Raw genomic sequence first — 16,220 nt, forward strand, 5'->3', positions numbered from 1 at the left:
TTTAATTGGCCTTAAAGCTGCCTTCGGCGGTAAATGGTTAAAAAATCTTCGCTCCGTTACGGAGCTCAGCCGCAAGTACGGCGATCCCTTTACGGATATCGCCGTACTTTGCGGCGTATTCCTGTACTTTCATCTTCTCCTTTTCTTCGGTTGAATAGCAGAGGTATTCTTCCAAACTTACCTCTGTACGGTACACCTTGCTCTGCTGGCCGCCGAGTGAAATAAAAACCTCCTTGTACTTTTTAGTGGGGTCGTTAGCCTTGTTCATGGACAGGATCTGCGCCTTTTCTTTATCGGTCAAACCCATCAATGCCTGTACCTCATCAAACTTGTTCTGATACTTGCTCTGGTCAAGCAATATCTTGCAGTCGGAGTTATTGATAATGGCCTGTTTGACAATAGGCGAGGAAATGATGTCCTCGATCTCCTGCGTAACCACTACGGCCTCACCAAAGAACTTACGCACGGTCTTGAACAAATACTTAATGTATTCCGCAGTACCCTCGCGAGAGATGGCTTTCCACACTTCTTCCAATAGGATCATCTTACGCACCCCCTTCAGCTTGCGCATTTTCGAGATAAATACCTCCATGATGATGATGGTCACGATGGGTAGTAAAATGGCATGCTCCTTAATTTCGTCCAGTTCGAACACAATAAAGCGCTCATTAAGCAGGTCAAGGTTACTGGTCGCATTCAACAGGTAATCAAACTCGCCGCCCTTATAGTACGGGTTCAACACGTACAGGAAATTATCTACATCAAAATTCCGTTCCTGTACCTTGCCATCTTCCAGCACTTGCAAGTATTCCTCCATCAGGAAATCATAAAAGGAATTAAAACAGGGGAACACATCAGAGTGCAACACCAGATATTCATAATACAATGTCAGCGCATTGGAAATGGCCACATACTCGGAACGGGTATAACTCTCATCATCTTTCTTCCAGAGCGTCATCAGTAAAGTTTTAATGCTTTCCTTTTTCTCGGTGTCTAACGTATCACCCTCAGCGATATAAAAGGGATTAAAACGAATGGGTGACTTTTCCGAATACGTAAAATAATAGCCGCTAACCAAGTCGCAAAGCCCCTTATAACTATGGCCCACATCTACCAATACCACGTGCGCACCCTGCTCATAGTATGACCTAACCATGTGATTGGTGAAGAAACTCTTACCTGAACCGCTCGGCCCGATGATAAACTTATTGCGGTTGGTCGTCCAGCCCCGCAGGATCGGTTCATCTGAAATATCCACGTGCAAAGGATAACCAGAAGTGCGGTCGCCCAGGCGGATGCCGAAAGGCGACAATGACGAGCGGTAGCTCGTTTCCATATTGAAGAAACAAACCGCCTGTTCCGCAAAAGTGTCGAAGGTGTCGTTCATGGGGAAATCAGCCGCATTACCCGGCATCCCGGCGAACCAGATCTGTGCCGCGCCATCGGTTTCCTGCTTACAAACCGCATCCATCGAAGCCATAGCAGACCCCACTTTATTCCTCAATTCTGCCAGTTCGGAAACCTCATCCGCCCAGGCCAGCACATTAAAATGTGCCTTAACCGGCAACCGCTGCTGCCCAATGGCTTCGTTCAGAAAATCATTGCAGGCATCCCGCGAGATCGCATTTTCCCTGGAATAAGCCGACAGCGATTGCAAACGTAGCTTTTTCGCTTCCAGCGCCTTAATCGTTTTGTGGGCATCGCCAATAAACAGGTACTGGCTGTAAATGTGGTTACAGTCTAAAAACTGGCCGAGCGGCGAAGCAAAACCAATGCTGTATTTACTGCGGTCGGTAGAATACTTATCGTAATTGATGCGGCTACCGCAAAAGGCAGGCAGATCGGCTGCATCCGATAAAGTATATAACTCACAATGCTGGTCACCAATCCGCAGACCCTCGCGCAAATGAATATCCCTGATTACCGGCTGCTGGTTAGAGCGTAACAGGAACAGGTATTTTTCTATGATACCCGCCGTGTTAGCCGTGCCGCATAATTCAGGTTCAGCCATCCGGCGCAGGCTCATAAAACCACTGTCCGATACGATCCGCTCAAACTGCCCGCAGGCCGACACAAAATCTTTGTAGCGTTTTTCATCTTTCACCTCAACAGGTGTGATAGACTTGCGCAGGATATTTGCATAGGCCGAGGATGATAGCTTACGACCCAACGGCTTTAAAGTGATGAACAGGAAACATTCGTGGTCTAAATACGGCCTTTCATTAAAGAAGCGTTCCGAGGCCAGCGACAATACACCATCACCGGCCCTCACAAAATCTGCCTTGACTTTACCTTTGGTATACCAATCCGCTTTGTGCAATACCGTATCTGGCAACAATACCCTCACCGCTTTCACCATCGCTAAATGCTGCGCCTCAAAATTCTGCTGTGACAGCGTACCTGTTTCCGCATGTTCCACCCGCCAGGCAAACGTGATGTCCCCTGACATGGAGATCATTGCATCCCTTTCCACTTTCCAGACCGGGAGTATTTTTTCGATCTCTATCATGCGCCCGCCTTTCCCGACGAACGCAACGTCGTAAATACCCGCCTGGAACTGAACCGTACGTAACTTGGTAATCCCCGCTTAGCCATATACTTTTGCAGGCCATGAACCCCAAAGCGTTTAGAAAGACGGTTGACTGAAAAGAACAAACCGCCGCCCAGCGCAAATACCAGCGGCACAATGACCATCAGGCCAGTACCAAGCAGGTAAAGGATAATAAAAGTCAGTAACAATACGACCAGCCCAACCGCCAGGTAGGCGATATACTGGCCGTACAGGCCCCGGAACTCTATGGGTTTATTAATCCCTTTATTAATTTGATATACTGTACTCATTATATAAATTTTTAAGATCATCGGCAGGCGAAGCCGCCGTGCCATTCTTAGCCAGGCTTTGCGACCCGCCCGCCGTGATCTGTGAATCAATACCCTACTTTTTATATGCCAAAGAAGGATTTTAGTACCGTGGCCACCACCACCAAAAAGATACAGGAACCAAACCAGGCCGCCGCCACTTTATTGGTGTCCGGCTCGCCGGCATTCCATTTGTTAAACACTTTCACCGCCCCAATCAGGCCCACAACTGCACCGATGGCATACATCAGGTTACAGCCTGAATCGAAATACCCCTTGACCTTATTGGTCGCTTCATTTATCCCCGCCGCGCCATCCTGGCAATAAGCAGTCACACTGCAAAGCATCTGGTAAACGCAAAGCGTTACCGTCAGCAGCCAGCCTTTGGCCAGCAATCGCTTTTTACCACTGTGTGCACTTACGGGATTGACTTGAACCCTTAATTTTTTCTTCATGCTGTCTTTGTTTAGTTTTCCAAATCGACAGTACCTTGATGTACCGCCTGTTTTTTCCGGAATGGAAACCAAACCCGACCCGCTATTAAAAAAGACTAAAAGAACTATACCCAAAGGCTGTCCAGTTCCTCTTCAGAAAGAAAGAACGGCACATGCTCACGGATAAAGGCATTAATAGCTGATAGTGCCGGACTGGAAGCAACCGCCGGGTATTTGCCTTTCACCAGCGCGAACAGGGACAGGAAATACTCCTTGCCGCCGTCTTCTTTTTCCAGGATGCTGCAAATAGATTTTACTTCCTCCTGTACATCTGCTACCAGTCCAAGCTGCTCAGTCTTATCCACGAAAGAAAAATCCTCCGCCGATACCAGTGCTACGCCGTCATCCAAAGCAGACTTGCCCATCAGGTCATCCGTAGATGAATTTTCAACAAATTCGTCCACCTCATTTTGCCAGCCATGTGGTAAAGGTTCCGCATCGGCCTTACTGCCCGACAACAGGCCGAATACTTCTTTACGGTAAAAAAGCAGCCCGATAACCAGGAACCAAAACAGGCTGAACACGCTTGCGGCCAGTAAAAAGTCCGGCCATGAAAATGATTTTAACATAAGATTGTAGTTTATTATTCCGGAGGCTCCATTGCCACCGGATCACAAAATCAAAGGTCAGGATGCTGGAAACGGGCTTATCAGTAGTACTGATGAATAAATTTAAATCGCCCCTGGAACTAATTTAAACGGCCTTTTCCCAACAGTTCATCCGGGTCAAAGGCATCGTCTTCGTCTAAATAGGCGATAAATGCCGCCTGTAAAAAATCAAAGAAATGCGTACGGCTAATCCTTTTGCGCCGCTTGATCTCGGCCAACTTATTGGCCGGGTTAACGATCTTCAGCCCGAAGCTATCATTGAGCCAACGAAAGATATCAGTCAGGGTCGCATTACCGCCATTAAGCTGTTTGGAAAGATAAATGCCGTAGCCAAGTTCAACCACATTGATCAGCTCACCCGTCCACTCAAACCGCTGCCTACCCAAACTAGCACCTGTACCGCCTGAAATGCCCATCTCAACATTGCCTGAAACACCAGCAGGGCGGTCTAATGCCAGCAATTCATTTAAGATATATTCCTGCAACGCTTCGTATGCAATGAATTTGGAAAACAGGTAATCCCCATTGGTGGAATATTCAGGGTCTAGTTCAGGCACATCGTGCAACAATGGGGAAGCCATCACTGCACCTGGCACAAAAAGCACTTCGTCCATCGCGGTAAAGCCCGAACGGTAGTACTCATAATAAAAGGCATATTGTTTAAAATAACGAAGGATGTATTCCAGTTCTTCGAGATAGAACCTGCGGATCATTTCCGGCGGGCCTGCCGGTTTCTGGCTGAGTAGGGTAAACAAAGCCACCTGGTAAATTTTGAGGGCGTAATACTCCGGCTTCTCAAACTTGTAAAAATAGATTTGCTCCAGCTTATCCTTAAAAGGATTGGCCAGAACCAAAGTCCTGACATCCTTCAAATAATCCCTGATTAGGGCAATTGCCTCGTTGAACTTTTCCACCAAACCCAGGTCATCGTTTCCTGAGATTACTTTCAGCTTGCCCCGCAGTTCACGAAAAGCCACTTTGAAATTGTTTTTACGCATATATGATGATTTAAATAAACCCGCTGACGCCCGGAGGCTACCATTAGAAAATCAGCAGAATGAGTATCATTTGACCATAGGCATTATTTGTATTGGTTATTGCCAAATGTGCGCCCAAAACCCATAAAAAAACAATAGTGAAAGTTCACGATTTTAGGCGGATATGCCTCAAAACAGTATAGAAAGCGGACAATTCAGGAATTATCCCCATAAAAAAACCGGATTATTTTACCGAATTCTGGTAAAGTTTATGGAGCAGGGTAACCCTGCTGTTGACGCCCGATTTTTTATAGATCTTTTGCGCATGGGAATCGACCGTTGAATTAGATATATGCAGCGTTTCCGCAATCTCAGTATAGGTCATTCCTTTGGCAAGCAACAGGCAAACATCGATCTCTCTTGCCGTAAATTGGAAGAGATGGCAGTTCTCCAGGAAAACCGCCGCCATCGCTTCAGTAATCTCCAGCATTTGAAAGGGAATGTCCGGTGTTTCCGCTGGCGGTTCCTCCTCCTTATTATTAGAGACATCCCTAACTTTCTTAGTTAAAAGGTAAACGACCAAAAATAAAACTGCCACGTTTATAGAGATATGTACCCAGAGCGCCAAAAGGTTTCCCGAAATACAATTGTAAATAATGGCCAGTAAACATAACATCGTAGCACGCCAGTGCCTGCCTTCGCCGGGATGGAAATAAACACGGACAAACTGGAAACAGAAAAGGGAAATATCAAGCAGGATAAATATCCAGGAAATTAAAGGTAATTGAATTTTGATCGTACGCATAAACAGGGTATAGGTAATAAATGATTTAAAAACACCGCTTACCAATTCTGCAAGGTGACAAAACACAATAAATTTGGTGGGGAAACAATTCCATGCGCCTTTTAATCCTGCCGGGAAGCAGCCTGATATCGCTGAGATGGCGCGGGCTGCCATGGACTATTCGTTTAGCAGAGAGGTAAGGCCATTACCTAAATACAGAAAATAGAACAAGCAAACCCGCGCGACCGCAGGCGTTGCATTTGTTCCCTTCTGTATCTATTCATTTGAAAATGGCCTTTTTCTCTGACTGTTGGGGAGCGTATGAAACGCAAAAATATCTATATGTTAAAAAAGCTATGTCTGTTTTGTAGGATCTAATTTTGTTACTGGTCGTAAATATAAATAATTGTAACCTCTTATCCGGCAACATTCCGGACGGAAGTTAGCTAACCTGTTATCAAACAGGCTTAAAATAAACTCAAATATTATTTTCATAGGATTGATTAATAAGATTCGAAACTGCAAAAAATACCATTCAGGATTTGCTAAAAAAGTGAGTTTAAAGAAGTGATAGAAAATGAACAAGTGATAAACAAGCACCACCTAATCACAGTTTACCCTCCTTAAATAACTTCTGCCGTACATTTCGCAGGGTACTTTCGCTGATCAGCAAATAGGTACACAACTCCTTATCTGCCATCATGCCCGGATTATCCAGAAATTCCCGGTGATTTACATAAAAAGTATAAACCACCGTTTCCGCATCCCGCTTTAATAATTTCAACCGCTCTAATTCCTTATCTGAAATATCCGCCATTACCAACCTGGCCAATTCTTCCGCATCTGGAAATTTCTCATAGACTTCCTTCATGGACACATAACTCACACGCATCACATAAGCGCCCGGCAGGCAAACCCATTCATAAGCCGAAGGCTCCTGGGCCGTAAAACTTTTACCCGCAATGATCGAATCCTTGCCGATAATACTGATCACCTGTTTGTCGTCAAATTCATCAAAACCCAAACAGGCTACATAACCATCCGACACATAAAACGCTTCCCGTACCGTATCGCCTTGATGATACATCGAATAGCGATCAGGGTAATACTTACCTGTCATTTCCTTAAGCAAAAATTCCATCAATGCCACAGGCTGTTCCTTGTATCTGCACAAAATTTTAAATAGTCGTTTAATGATCTCTTCATGGTTTCTCATAGATTAGATTTTTAGAAAATAAGTAGATAGATATAAAAATATTAGCATAAGATTTTCACATAGGCATTAAATTTTAATTAAAAAGCGTACCCGGCGGTCATGCGCCGGGATACGCCACATTTAATTAACTAAAAACTAACTATTGTATTAGTAGGGTCGAGTACTGGCGCACGAATGTTGTACATTCTGTTTCCAGTACCCGCCACATCGAACGTAGCGTGCGGATTTCCCGCACTACGCTCTCTTAAAAGTTTCATATCAAGGTTTATGCGACTTATCATATCGGTTCAACTTTCCATCTCGCCAGTGTATAATCATTGTAAATGTTATATACTTTAAACAAGCGGGACATACTCCATTTCTGCCGACCGAAGCCTCCTTTTCCTTTGGATCTTCGGATGTGCCTGATGACTTTCCTGCTAATCCAAGACTTGATATACCTAAATGCCGCATGTGAATGCCCATATTTAAAGTATTGTATCCAGCCCCGGATTGTCGGGTTCATTAGTTGCACCACCCTTTGTAAAGGCTGCGATCTGTAGCGTCTGAATATCTCTTTTAAAGCGTTCAGAAGTTTTGTACGGGCTCCTTCTTTGGGTATCAGGTTTGGCCGCATTTTACCGCTTTGGGTTTTGACCATCCTGATATTAAACCCCATAAAGTTGAAACTCTCGTCCTTGTATAGGTTGATGTACCTCGTCTTTTCTTCATTGATCTCGACTTTTACTTTGTTGAGTTCTTCACGAAGCCGTCGGTTTACACCATCCCATATCCAGTTACAGCTACTATTTGAGCTTACTAAAATCACCATGTCATCAGCGAAGCGGGCATATTCTATTTGATTGTACACACCATTGCGGGTTGTTTCCTTTGCCTTTTCCAGCATCTTGTCTACCTCGTTCAGGTAAATGTTGCTAAGTAGAGGTGAGATTACTCCCCCTTGGGGTACGCCAATTTTACCGCCAGCCTTAAGCATAAGTTTTAGCAGCTTCATGATTTTGTCATCGTCCACCCGTTCGGCTACCTTGTTCAGCAGAATGTCATGTCTGATGGTATCAAAGTAAGCTTTTAGGTCGAGGTCGATAACTCTTCGCAACCCTTTTACGGCCGCCTTTTCAACCCTTCTGACAGCAGTATGTGCTGTCCTTTTGGGACGGTAGCCGTAAGAGCCATCTTGAAAATCCGCTTCAAATATGGGTTCTATCACTAACTTTAGGGCTGCCTGTACTACACGATCACGGATAGTCGGAATACCTAATGTGCGGGTTTTCCCGTTATCTTTCAGTATTTCCTTTATTCGGTTCCGTGCAGGCAGGTAGCTGCCTGACATTAATGATTGCTGTATATCCAGTAAGAACACTTCTGCACCTGTTTCTTCAATCTGCTCAAAGGTAACGCCATCGATTCCTGGCGCACCATCCTTGGCTTTAGCCAGTCGGTAAGCTTCTTGTAGTGTTTCCATTTTCGTTACGTGAACATACATCCCCCAGAAGCGGTGGGCTTTTTCAGCCTTCGCCTTGATGTATATTCTCCTTCTCAGTTCCTGCATTTTTGTTGACGTTTTTATCATTGTCGTCTTGCCTCACTTTGTTAAAGAATTTACTTTTAATATGGTCCCTTCGCTCCATTCCCATTACGGAACTTCATTGCTACTATGAACCACTCCGACTCCCTGTCATCTTCCGGCGCATTTCCCTGCGTTAGGTTATAGCGCCTTCCTTGCTCCGGCAATTTCTTACCGGGATAACGAGGGTCTCTCCAGTTACCCATCCATCAGTTTGTTCCATGCCATCGCTATCACCCCGCCAGTGCCTGATACCGTATCAGTCCATTTCGGTATCAGATGTTGTCTTCGCTCAGTCAGTAGAAGCTCGACCACTGGTGTACCTTATTTTCGAGGCTACTTTGCGTTCACTTTCAGTTATGGCCTGGTAACTCGCTTGCCCTGCTTACCAGAGCGTTTTCATCGGGCTTCAACGGCTTCATTTCTTCCGCCGTTGCCGATAATGCTTCGATGCTTTGACTATTGCATCGGTAGGATTTACACCTACTTGATGGATGCGCATTTGCTGGACGCACACTGACTTTATAAAGAACGAATGTCCGGCAAATGCTGACCCTGTTAGTCCTGGTCATCATCTTTGGATATTTTGTAAGCGATAAAAATGGCAAAGGCTACAATCAGCAGCATTCCGATTTTAAAGCTCATGTTTGTGGTATTTCTTGTTTCAGGTTCTTGAACATATCGGTCACCATGGCACTCAGGTCGTATTGCGGCTGCCAGCCCCAATCGTTCCGGGCATACCGGTCATCAACGCTGGCAGGCCAGCTTTCCGCGATCAGTTGACGTGCATCAGGTTGATAATACATTTTGAAAGTCGGCAGATGCTTCCCGATTTCCTGGGCTAACTGTTCCGGCGCAAAACTTAAAGCATGTATATTGTAGCCAGTTCTTACAGTGAGCCTTTCAGCGGGCGCATCCATCAATTGTAAAGTCGCTCTGACTGCATCCTCCATATACATCATAGGCAGCGTGGTATGTGGTTTCAGAAAACAGGTATATTGACGAAACCTCAATGCCTGATAGAAAATATCAACCGCGTAATCTGTCGTGCCACCACCTGGAGGAGCGGAATGGCTAATTAGGCCTGGATACCGGATACTACGCACATCGACACCATATAGATCATGATAATATTTACTCCACAATTCACCGGCAACTTTACTGATACCGTAAACGGTTGACGGTTCGGTAATGGCGTGCTGCGGGCTGAAGGCTTTCGGGCCATTCGCACCAAATACGGCAATGCTGCTGGGCCAAAACACTTTCAAACCGTCTGTTTTAGCAATATCCAGCACATTAAGCAATCCCTGCATATTTAAGTCCCATGACTTTAAGGGATGTTTTTCAGCTGTAGCAGATAAAGTTGCTGCCAAATGGTAAACCTGTGTGATCTTCTCCTTTAAAATCAGTGTGTGCAGGGTATGTCTGTCCAATACGTTTAATTGAACGTAAGGACGGATAGTAAACGGTGTATCGTTTAATAGCTTAACATCCGAAGCAAGGACATTTTCAGCACCGTTGACCTTTCTCAAGGCCGCACAAAGCTCTGTTCCGATCTGCCCGCAGGCACCTATGATTAATATTTTACTCATTCAGATATGATATGCTGTCGTTTATTTTTTTATTAGTTATGGAAAAAATTAATTTGTCAATTCGTCCCATTCTGAAACTTGATCTTCGCTATCGATGATTCCAAGTTTTTGAAAGGCATCCCTTGGCGATCCATCTTTCAGATAAATGACGCCGCAATAGGTAAAGCCATATTTCCGCAAAAAATACTGCACTGGTCTGTTCTCCTTATGTGTATCCACTTTAATGTTGCCAATCTTAGTAAAAGCAAAATCAAAAACCGCTTGAGCGATACCTTTTACTTTTCTTCCCGAAGCCAGGCGATGAAGAACGCCATAAGGTTTGTCATCCAGCCACTTACCGTTTTCAATTACCTTATAGTTAGGATCAGGCTCTATACCAATTGCCAAGCTGAAATAGCCGACGATAATTCCTTTAGCCGTGCAAACAAAAGCCTCCGCGCGACTAATGTCGTTTAAAATAATACTCCTGGAAGGATAACCATTCGTCCATTGCGCCAAGTTGTCGTTCTCTCTCATAATTGCTCGCCCTTCGGATATAACTTCCATGATCATATTTATATCGGTTAGGTCTGCTTTTTTGATTTCCATTAATATGTTCTAAATTGAATAAAAAGGCCGCCAACGCACCTGATTGATATTGGCCATTAGTTGAGGATAACCGCTTCGTAGGTTGAGTTGGCTCCGCATAAAGGGCTCCACAACTTCTATGGGCGTTTATCATAAACTTGTTTTCAAATTGTCAATATGCCCCATTTCGGGATTCTACCTTCTTGTCGTTTAATAAAGCAGGGCTTTACCTCGCGCATTGCTCCTGCTTAACCAATTTTACCTTTTAATGACCGGGAACATTGCCCGGGGTTACAGATAAGCTCATTAAGGTTGTCCCTGTGTTTTTTCCGGCAGCAATACCAGGCGGATATAATTATCCCAGCTGAGATATTGATTAGCAGCATTTTTTACACTCGTAGGTGAAATTTTGTCCAGTAGAGAAGCGTACTGATCCTGTTCATCCAGCGCATCCCCATTCTGCAATTGGGTGTCGAGATAATGTAACCAGTAGGCGTTGGTTTTCAATTGTGTTTCCTGCTGTCTGCGTTCCTCTGCTTTGTATTTGTCGATATTCCCTTGCGGTGGCCCCTCTGTTTTTAATTTCCTGATCTCATTCAAAGTGGAAGCGATCAGTTTATCTACGTTCTTCGGGGCGCATCCGAACGCGATTACGAAACTGTAGCGCCCATGCGGATATTTAACGGATGAAGCTTGTGCACTGGGGGAGTAAACGCCGCCTTCGTCTTCGCGCAGGCGTTCCAGTAGGCGGAACTCCAGGGTTTCTTTCAGGGCATCAAGCTGGATGGTGTTTGCCAAACTATAATCAAAGGGGCCTGAAAATACCAGGCGCACGGTGGCTTTGTTCTCGCTGCCTTTGTAAATATTCTTTTCAATTTTGCCAGGCGGAATATGAATACCTAAATCTTTTGCCTGTTCATGGCTGTTGGTTGCAGGTAAAGCGCCTAAATATTTTTCAAGCAGAGGCTTAATCGTATTGACATCAAAACTTCCCACGAAAGTAAATGTAAACCCGGATGCATCAGCGAAACGTTCTTTGTAGATGGCATAAGCCCGGTCAAGACTGATCTGGTCGAGTTTTTCGATGCTAGGCCCGGTGCGGCGAACGTTATAATTGCCTAAGATCGCTGATACGGAATCCTGAAATACCATAACCGGGTCAAGACCCCGGTTGGTCAGACTTGCTTTTGATTGTTCAATGATTCCCCGGAAGATGGCGGTATCTTTTCTTGGTGATGTAAATTGTGCATATAGCAATTGCAGGGCAATTTCCAGGTCTTTGGGAACAGCTCCTCCTTTGAAACCCTGTATCCTGTCGCTGATCAGGGGCTGTACCTGTAATTGTTTGCCTGAAAGGAATTTTTGTAATTGGTTCAGGTCGTAATTTCCCGCGCCGAAGTTGGCTACAATGCCGGCGGCATTTGCAGCGCTTTGGTAATCCGCATCTATATAAACAGATGTGCCTCCCGGTTCAAAGGCGCTGAACAGGATCTCGTTGTTCTTAAAATCAGTGGGTTTCAGAAATACTTTGACACCGTTACTTAAAATCAGTGTAGTGATATTTAATTTTGCATCTTTTTGTTCCGAAACTATTTTTCCGGGTAAGGGTTCAGCACTTAGCAATCCGGCTTTGTTTACCTCGTCATTATAAGGCTCCAGTTTTTCCTGTTCTACTGCTTTGATCCATTGGTTCATGGTCGCCTCATTCGGGAGGGCGGTTTTATCTTTATTCGGGGCTAATACCAGGATATCACGATTGGTTTCTCTGATATAGGTTTTGGTTAAAGCATTTACTTCAAACAAGCTGATACCCGGCATTTGCTGTTGCGCAATTTGGTACTCTTTACTAATGCCCGGCGCGGCGACTGCGTTCAGAAAGTATTGCAGGTATTGTTTAACAAAAGCCTCGGATTGGGTTTTATCTTTCTCCTTAAAACTGGTTTCCATTTGGCTGAGATAGGCTTGTTTAGCCCGGTCGAGTTCAGTTTGTGTAAATCCAAATAGTTTCGTTCTTTGCGTTTCCCTCCATACGGCTTTAAACCCTTTTTCCAGTTCACCAGGTTTGGCTACTACAGATACGCCGAAAGCATCCAATCCGCCAAGAAACGGTTCAATCCCCCCCGAACCCTGCACAAAAGGCGGGGTGGCTTGTTGTGATAATTCAGCATAACGCTGGCTGAGCATCTGGTTAAACAGTTCATGGATAATGCATTGCCGGTAATCGTTTTCAGTGCGTAATTTAGGGGCAGTATGTTTGATGAGTACCTCCGCCACGGTCGCGCTCATTTCTTTATCGGTTACTGCGATAAATTGGTTCTTTCCAGTTAAGAGTATGGTATATTTCGTCCTTACTTTTTCTTTAAGAGGATTTTTGAGGTCTGCGAATTTAGCCTTGATGGTTTGCTCCATTTGCTTGACATCAATATCGCCTACCACAATCAATGCCTGGAGGTCGGGTCGGTACCAGTCATGGTAATAACGGCGGATTACTTCCGGCTTAAATTGGGTCAGTATTTCTTCCTGCCCGATAGGTAAGCGCGATGCGTAACGCGAACCGTTCAGGATCACCGGCCAGTATTGCCTTTGCATTCTTTCCTGCGCCCCCATGCCCAGCCGTTTTTCTTCGAGCACCACACCACGTTCCTTATCGATCTCTACAGGATCAAGCGTGGCCTCCTGCGCCCAGTCCCTCATGATTTGTATCCCATTTTTCAGTATTTCAAGGTTGTCGGTGGGTAATGGTAACTGGTAGACAGTTTCATCAAAGTTGGTATAAGCATTCAGGTCGGCACCGAAACGAACGCCTGATTTTTGCAGGTAATTCACCAGTTCATTCTTGGGAAAATGTTTGGTCCCGTTAAAGCTCATGTGTTCCATGAAATGCGCCAGTCCTTGTTGATCATCCGTTTCCAGCACCGAACCCACTTTGTTGGCCATGTAAAAAACGACCCGGTTCTTTGGTTCTTCGTTGTGGCGGATATAGTAGGTAAAACCGTTCGGCAGTTTGCCTGTCCTAACCGCAGGGTCCAGCGGCAGGATGCGTTCGGGTGAACCGGTGGTGTTCTTATTTTTCCAGTTGGCCTGTGCTAAGGCCTGCTGGTTTAAGGTCATTAAACCCAACCAACTCCCCAATACCAGGCCCGCACAGGCCATCCGGATTTTTATTTTATTCATGCTGTTCTTCTTCATTTTAAATTTAAAAAACGGGGAACCGGAGTTCAGGCGGTCCCCGCTGTTCTCGAAATTGATCATTTGCTTACTCGCTAAGCTTCATTACCTGGTAAGTTTCCAATAAAGGCACCCCGCTATGCGGGATACCTTCACACTTTTTTAAAAACCATAATTATCGTATGGCTGCTCACCAGGAGCTTCTTTATTTAACTATACCAAACTGGTATATAGAATGACTTTGATACACTTCTCCTGGCTTTAAGACCGTGGAAGGAAATGATGGTTGGTTCGGGCTGTCCGGGAAATGCTGGGTCTCCAAACAAAAGGCAGTTCGGAAATCATCCTGCCCCTCGCGCATCTTGTTTTTTGACTGCATAAAATTGCCCGAATAGAATTGAAGCCCTGGTTCATCCGTGTACACCTGCATTAATATCCCGCTTTTATCACCGACAACTTTTGCTATGGGCGTGCTCTGGCTGTGCGAGTTCAGGACAAAATTATGGTCATAGCCTTTGCCGTTTTTTAACTGCACATGGTTATCATTAATCCGCGTACCGATGGTTGTTGACCTGGAAAAATCAAATGGCGTGCCTTTAACCCGTTCTATTTTCCCAGTCGGTATTAAAACCTCATCAACCGGGGTATAATCATTTGCATTGATAAACAGCTGGTGTTGGCTGATGGTGCCGCTTCCTTCGCCGTTCAGATTGAAAAAGGCGTGATTGGTGAGGTTCACTATCGTGGTTTGGTCGGTACCGGCTTCGTAATCCAGCTTTAATTCGTTGGCAGCCGTAAGTGTATAGGTAACCTTTACTTTTAGTGTACCGGGAAAACCTTGTTCGCCTGCTGGGGAAACATAGCTTAACACCAAAGTGCTATCGCCATTTTGAACTGCGTCAAATACGCGGTGCTGAAAACCGAACTTGCCGCCATGTAGCGTGTTTGGCCCATTATTAACCGAAAGTTGGTACTGTTTTCCATCCAATTGAAATTGGCCTTTAGCAATCCGGTTGCCATAGCGTCCGATGGTTGCCCCGAAGTAGGGTTCGGTGCTGTTAATATAGCCGTCAAGTCCGTCAAATCCCCACACTACGCTTGTGGGCACATCATCTTTATCCGGGACGATGAGCGATACCAGCCGCCCGCCGTAATTGGTGATGGCGGCGGTCATGCCTTTTCCATTACTCAGGATATAGAGGGCTGTATTTTTTCCGTCCGCAATATGACGGAAATTTTCGGGATCGGGCATTAATTTCATATCAGTTTTTCGCTGTACCGCCCAGGCTGCAGCAAAGATTGCTACCACCAGGACAATGGGCATATATTTTTTAATCATAAGATATTCTATAGTAATTGTCTATTATATATCCCTCTTATTGTATACCCAGAGCCGTTATCTCTTACCAGCCGGGAGATGGTCAGAATTTTCCCGTCAGCGGAAAGATCCCATATATCCTTCACTATATACTCCAGCTCCAGTCTATTCAGGAAACTATATTCCGCGTATTCCACCAAACTCTGATCATCACCCGGATAAAGCACCACGGTTTTGTTGCGCTGGCTGCTTTTTAATAGAATTGATTCTGGCGTTCCCGAAAAGTTGAGGTCGATAGTCGATTGAATCAATTCTCCAGAACGGCCGCGGGTCGTTCTCGACAAATGAATACCCGAAGTGCCTTGTTTAACAGATAGCGAAGTACACATCACGTTTTTAGGCAGGTTTCCAAAATTTGTCTGAGTTGTATCCAGCACCCAGTAGCCGCTAAAATCGAGTTTCGGTTTGAACGGGGGGATCTTACCCATAACGCTAAGCTCATCGATACCCAAAATCTTTCTCGCCATGACTGCCCGCCCCATTTTTTCAGCTTGGATGGCCAGGGTTTCCAAAAAGGCAGGGGCACGTTTACCGGCAAAATACTGATTTAGTAAATGATTATATTGCTTTCCGGGATCTAAAGCCTCTTTCAAAAAGTACATCAGGGCATCTGCCTCCTGGTACCCGGCCATCCTTGCAACCGGTTCGCCTTCCGGGTTGAAGACCATCAGAGTTGGCAAGGCTGTTACCGACAGCTCAGCAGATAATTGCCTGGCATCCGAATACCACATTTTCGTATACTCGTCGTCCTTTGCGGTCTGATCTGTTTGCACCTTGATGGCAAGAAATCGCGCCTGAACAAACTCGCCAAGTATTGTATTAGGATAAACGGCATTCTCCATAGATCGGCAAGGGCCACACCAGGTAGCCATAAAATCGACAAAAATGTATTTATTTTCTGTCTTTGCTTTCGCTTTTAGTTGACTCCAAGATAACTGGTGGTCAAAGCGTACTTGTGCCTGAGCAGATAAACTGCCTAGCGTCAGGATAATGGCTAATAGCTTTTTTTTCAT

The 16,220-nt window shown here is 45.1% G+C and carries 13 protein-coding genes; all 13 read right to left on the bottom strand.

All coding sequences use genetic code 11. The features are described 5' to 3' along the window. Window positions 1-37: 37 nt before the first annotated feature. On the bottom strand, window positions 38-2,509 hold the full coding sequence (locus FHS10_RS02380; RefSeq protein ID WP_259087297.1) for a TraG family conjugative transposon ATPase: 2,472 nt from the start codon (window positions 2,507-2,509) through the stop codon (window positions 38-40). Beyond that, window positions 2,506-2,841: a DUF4133 domain-containing protein gene (locus tag FHS10_RS02385; protein WP_259087298.1), complete on the bottom strand. Its 336-nt coding sequence runs from the start codon at window positions 2,839-2,841 to the stop codon at window positions 2,506-2,508. Before FHS10_RS02385 ends, FHS10_RS02380 begins: the two co-directional genes overlap by 4 nt. A 101-nt stretch (window positions 2,842-2,942) precedes the next feature. Beyond that, window positions 2,943-3,314, bottom strand: coding sequence for a DUF4134 domain-containing protein (locus tag FHS10_RS02390; protein WP_259087301.1), 372 nt, complete (start codon window positions 3,312-3,314; stop codon window positions 2,943-2,945). Between the two features lie 104 nt (window positions 3,315-3,418). Then, window positions 3,419-3,922 (bottom strand): hypothetical protein, encoded by a 504-nt coding sequence (locus tag FHS10_RS02395; RefSeq protein ID WP_259087302.1) that lies wholly within the window; start codon window positions 3,920-3,922, stop codon window positions 3,419-3,421. A 119-nt stretch (window positions 3,923-4,041) separates the two neighbouring features. Further along, window positions 4,042-4,959, bottom strand: coding sequence for an RteC domain-containing protein (locus FHS10_RS02400; protein WP_259087303.1), 918 nt, complete (start codon window positions 4,957-4,959; stop codon window positions 4,042-4,044). Window positions 4,960-5,182: 223 nt separating this feature from the next. Beyond that, on the bottom strand, window positions 5,183-5,743 hold the full coding sequence (locus FHS10_RS02405; protein WP_259087304.1) for a helix-turn-helix transcriptional regulator: 561 nt from the start codon (window positions 5,741-5,743) through the stop codon (window positions 5,183-5,185). A gap of 586 nt (window positions 5,744-6,329) precedes the next feature. Beyond that, a complete protein-coding gene (locus FHS10_RS02410; RefSeq protein ID WP_259087305.1) occupies window positions 6,330-6,938 on the bottom strand; it encodes a Crp/Fnr family transcriptional regulator in 609 nt (202 codons plus the stop codon). Between the two features lie 277 nt (window positions 6,939-7,215). Further along, complete coding sequence (gene ltrA, locus FHS10_RS02415; protein ID WP_259087310.1) at window positions 7,216-8,400, bottom strand: group II intron reverse transcriptase/maturase; 1,185 nt, start codon at window positions 8,398-8,400, stop codon at window positions 7,216-7,218. 743 nt (window positions 8,401-9,143) lie between these two features. Next, entirely contained in the window at window positions 9,144-10,094 is a 951-nt protein-coding gene (locus tag FHS10_RS02420) for an NAD-dependent epimerase/dehydratase family protein (protein ID WP_259087315.1), read from the bottom strand. Window positions 10,095-10,142: 48 nt separating this feature from the next. Beyond that, entirely contained in the window at window positions 10,143-10,682 is a 540-nt protein-coding gene (locus FHS10_RS02425; RefSeq protein ID WP_259087316.1) for a GNAT family N-acetyltransferase, read from the bottom strand. Between the two features lie 285 nt (window positions 10,683-10,967). After that, window positions 10,968-13,835 carry a M16 family metallopeptidase gene (locus tag FHS10_RS02430; protein ID WP_259087318.1) on the bottom strand — a complete coding sequence of 956 codons (2,868 nt, stop codon included), beginning with the start codon at window positions 13,833-13,835 and terminating at the stop codon, window positions 10,968-10,970. A gap of 199 nt (window positions 13,836-14,034) precedes the next feature. After that, complete coding sequence (locus FHS10_RS02435; RefSeq protein WP_259087320.1) at window positions 14,035-15,168, bottom strand: aldose epimerase family protein; 1,134 nt, start codon at window positions 15,166-15,168, stop codon at window positions 14,035-14,037. 8 nt (window positions 15,169-15,176) lie between these two features. Continuing rightward, complete coding sequence (locus FHS10_RS02440) at window positions 15,177-16,220, bottom strand: thioredoxin family protein (RefSeq protein WP_259087322.1); 1,044 nt, start codon at window positions 16,218-16,220, stop codon at window positions 15,177-15,179.

This window comes from Mucilaginibacter dorajii, from assembly GCF_024808255.1.
In the GTDB taxonomy this organism is placed as follows: Bacteria; Bacteroidota; Bacteroidia; order Sphingobacteriales; family Sphingobacteriaceae; genus Mucilaginibacter; species Mucilaginibacter dorajii.

Bases quoted from the DNA above. Each gene is read 5' to 3' on its own strand.
- FHS10_RS02380 (WP_259087297.1), bottom strand. From the start codon at position 2,509: ATGATAGAGATCGAAAAAATACTCCCGGTCTGGAAAGTGGAAAGGGAT.
- FHS10_RS02385 (WP_259087298.1), bottom strand. From the start codon at position 2,841: ATGAGTACAGTATATCAAATTAATAAAGGGATTAATAAACCCATAGAG.
- FHS10_RS02390 (WP_259087301.1), bottom strand. From the start codon at position 3,314: ATGAAGAAAAAATTAAGGGTTCAAGTCAATCCCGTAAGTGCACACAGT.
- FHS10_RS02395 (WP_259087302.1), bottom strand. From the start codon at position 3,922: ATGTTAAAATCATTTTCATGGCCGGACTTTTTACTGGCCGCAAGCGTG.
- FHS10_RS02400 (WP_259087303.1), bottom strand. From the start codon at position 4,959: ATGCGTAAAAACAATTTCAAAGTGGCTTTTCGTGAACTGCGGGGCAAG.
- FHS10_RS02405 (WP_259087304.1), bottom strand. From the start codon at position 5,743: ATGCGTACGATCAAAATTCAATTACCTTTAATTTCCTGGATATTTATC.
- FHS10_RS02410 (WP_259087305.1), bottom strand. From the start codon at position 6,938: ATGAGAAACCATGAAGAGATCATTAAACGACTATTTAAAATTTTGTGC.
- ltrA (WP_259087310.1), bottom strand. From the start codon at position 8,400: ATGGAAACACTACAAGAAGCTTACCGACTGGCTAAAGCCAAGGATGGT.
- FHS10_RS02420 (WP_259087315.1), bottom strand. From the start codon at position 10,094: ATGAGTAAAATATTAATCATAGGTGCCTGCGGGCAGATCGGAACAGAG.
- FHS10_RS02425 (WP_259087316.1), bottom strand. From the start codon at position 10,682: ATGGAAATCAAAAAAGCAGACCTAACCGATATAAATATGATCATGGAA.
- FHS10_RS02430 (WP_259087318.1), bottom strand. From the start codon at position 13,835: ATGAATAAAATAAAAATCCGGATGGCCTGTGCGGGCCTGGTATTGGGG.
- FHS10_RS02435 (WP_259087320.1), bottom strand. From the start codon at position 15,168: ATGATTAAAAAATATATGCCCATTGTCCTGGTGGTAGCAATCTTTGCT.
- FHS10_RS02440 (WP_259087322.1), bottom strand. From the start codon at position 16,220: ATGAAAAAAAAGCTATTAGCCATTATCCTGACGCTAGGCAGTTTATCT.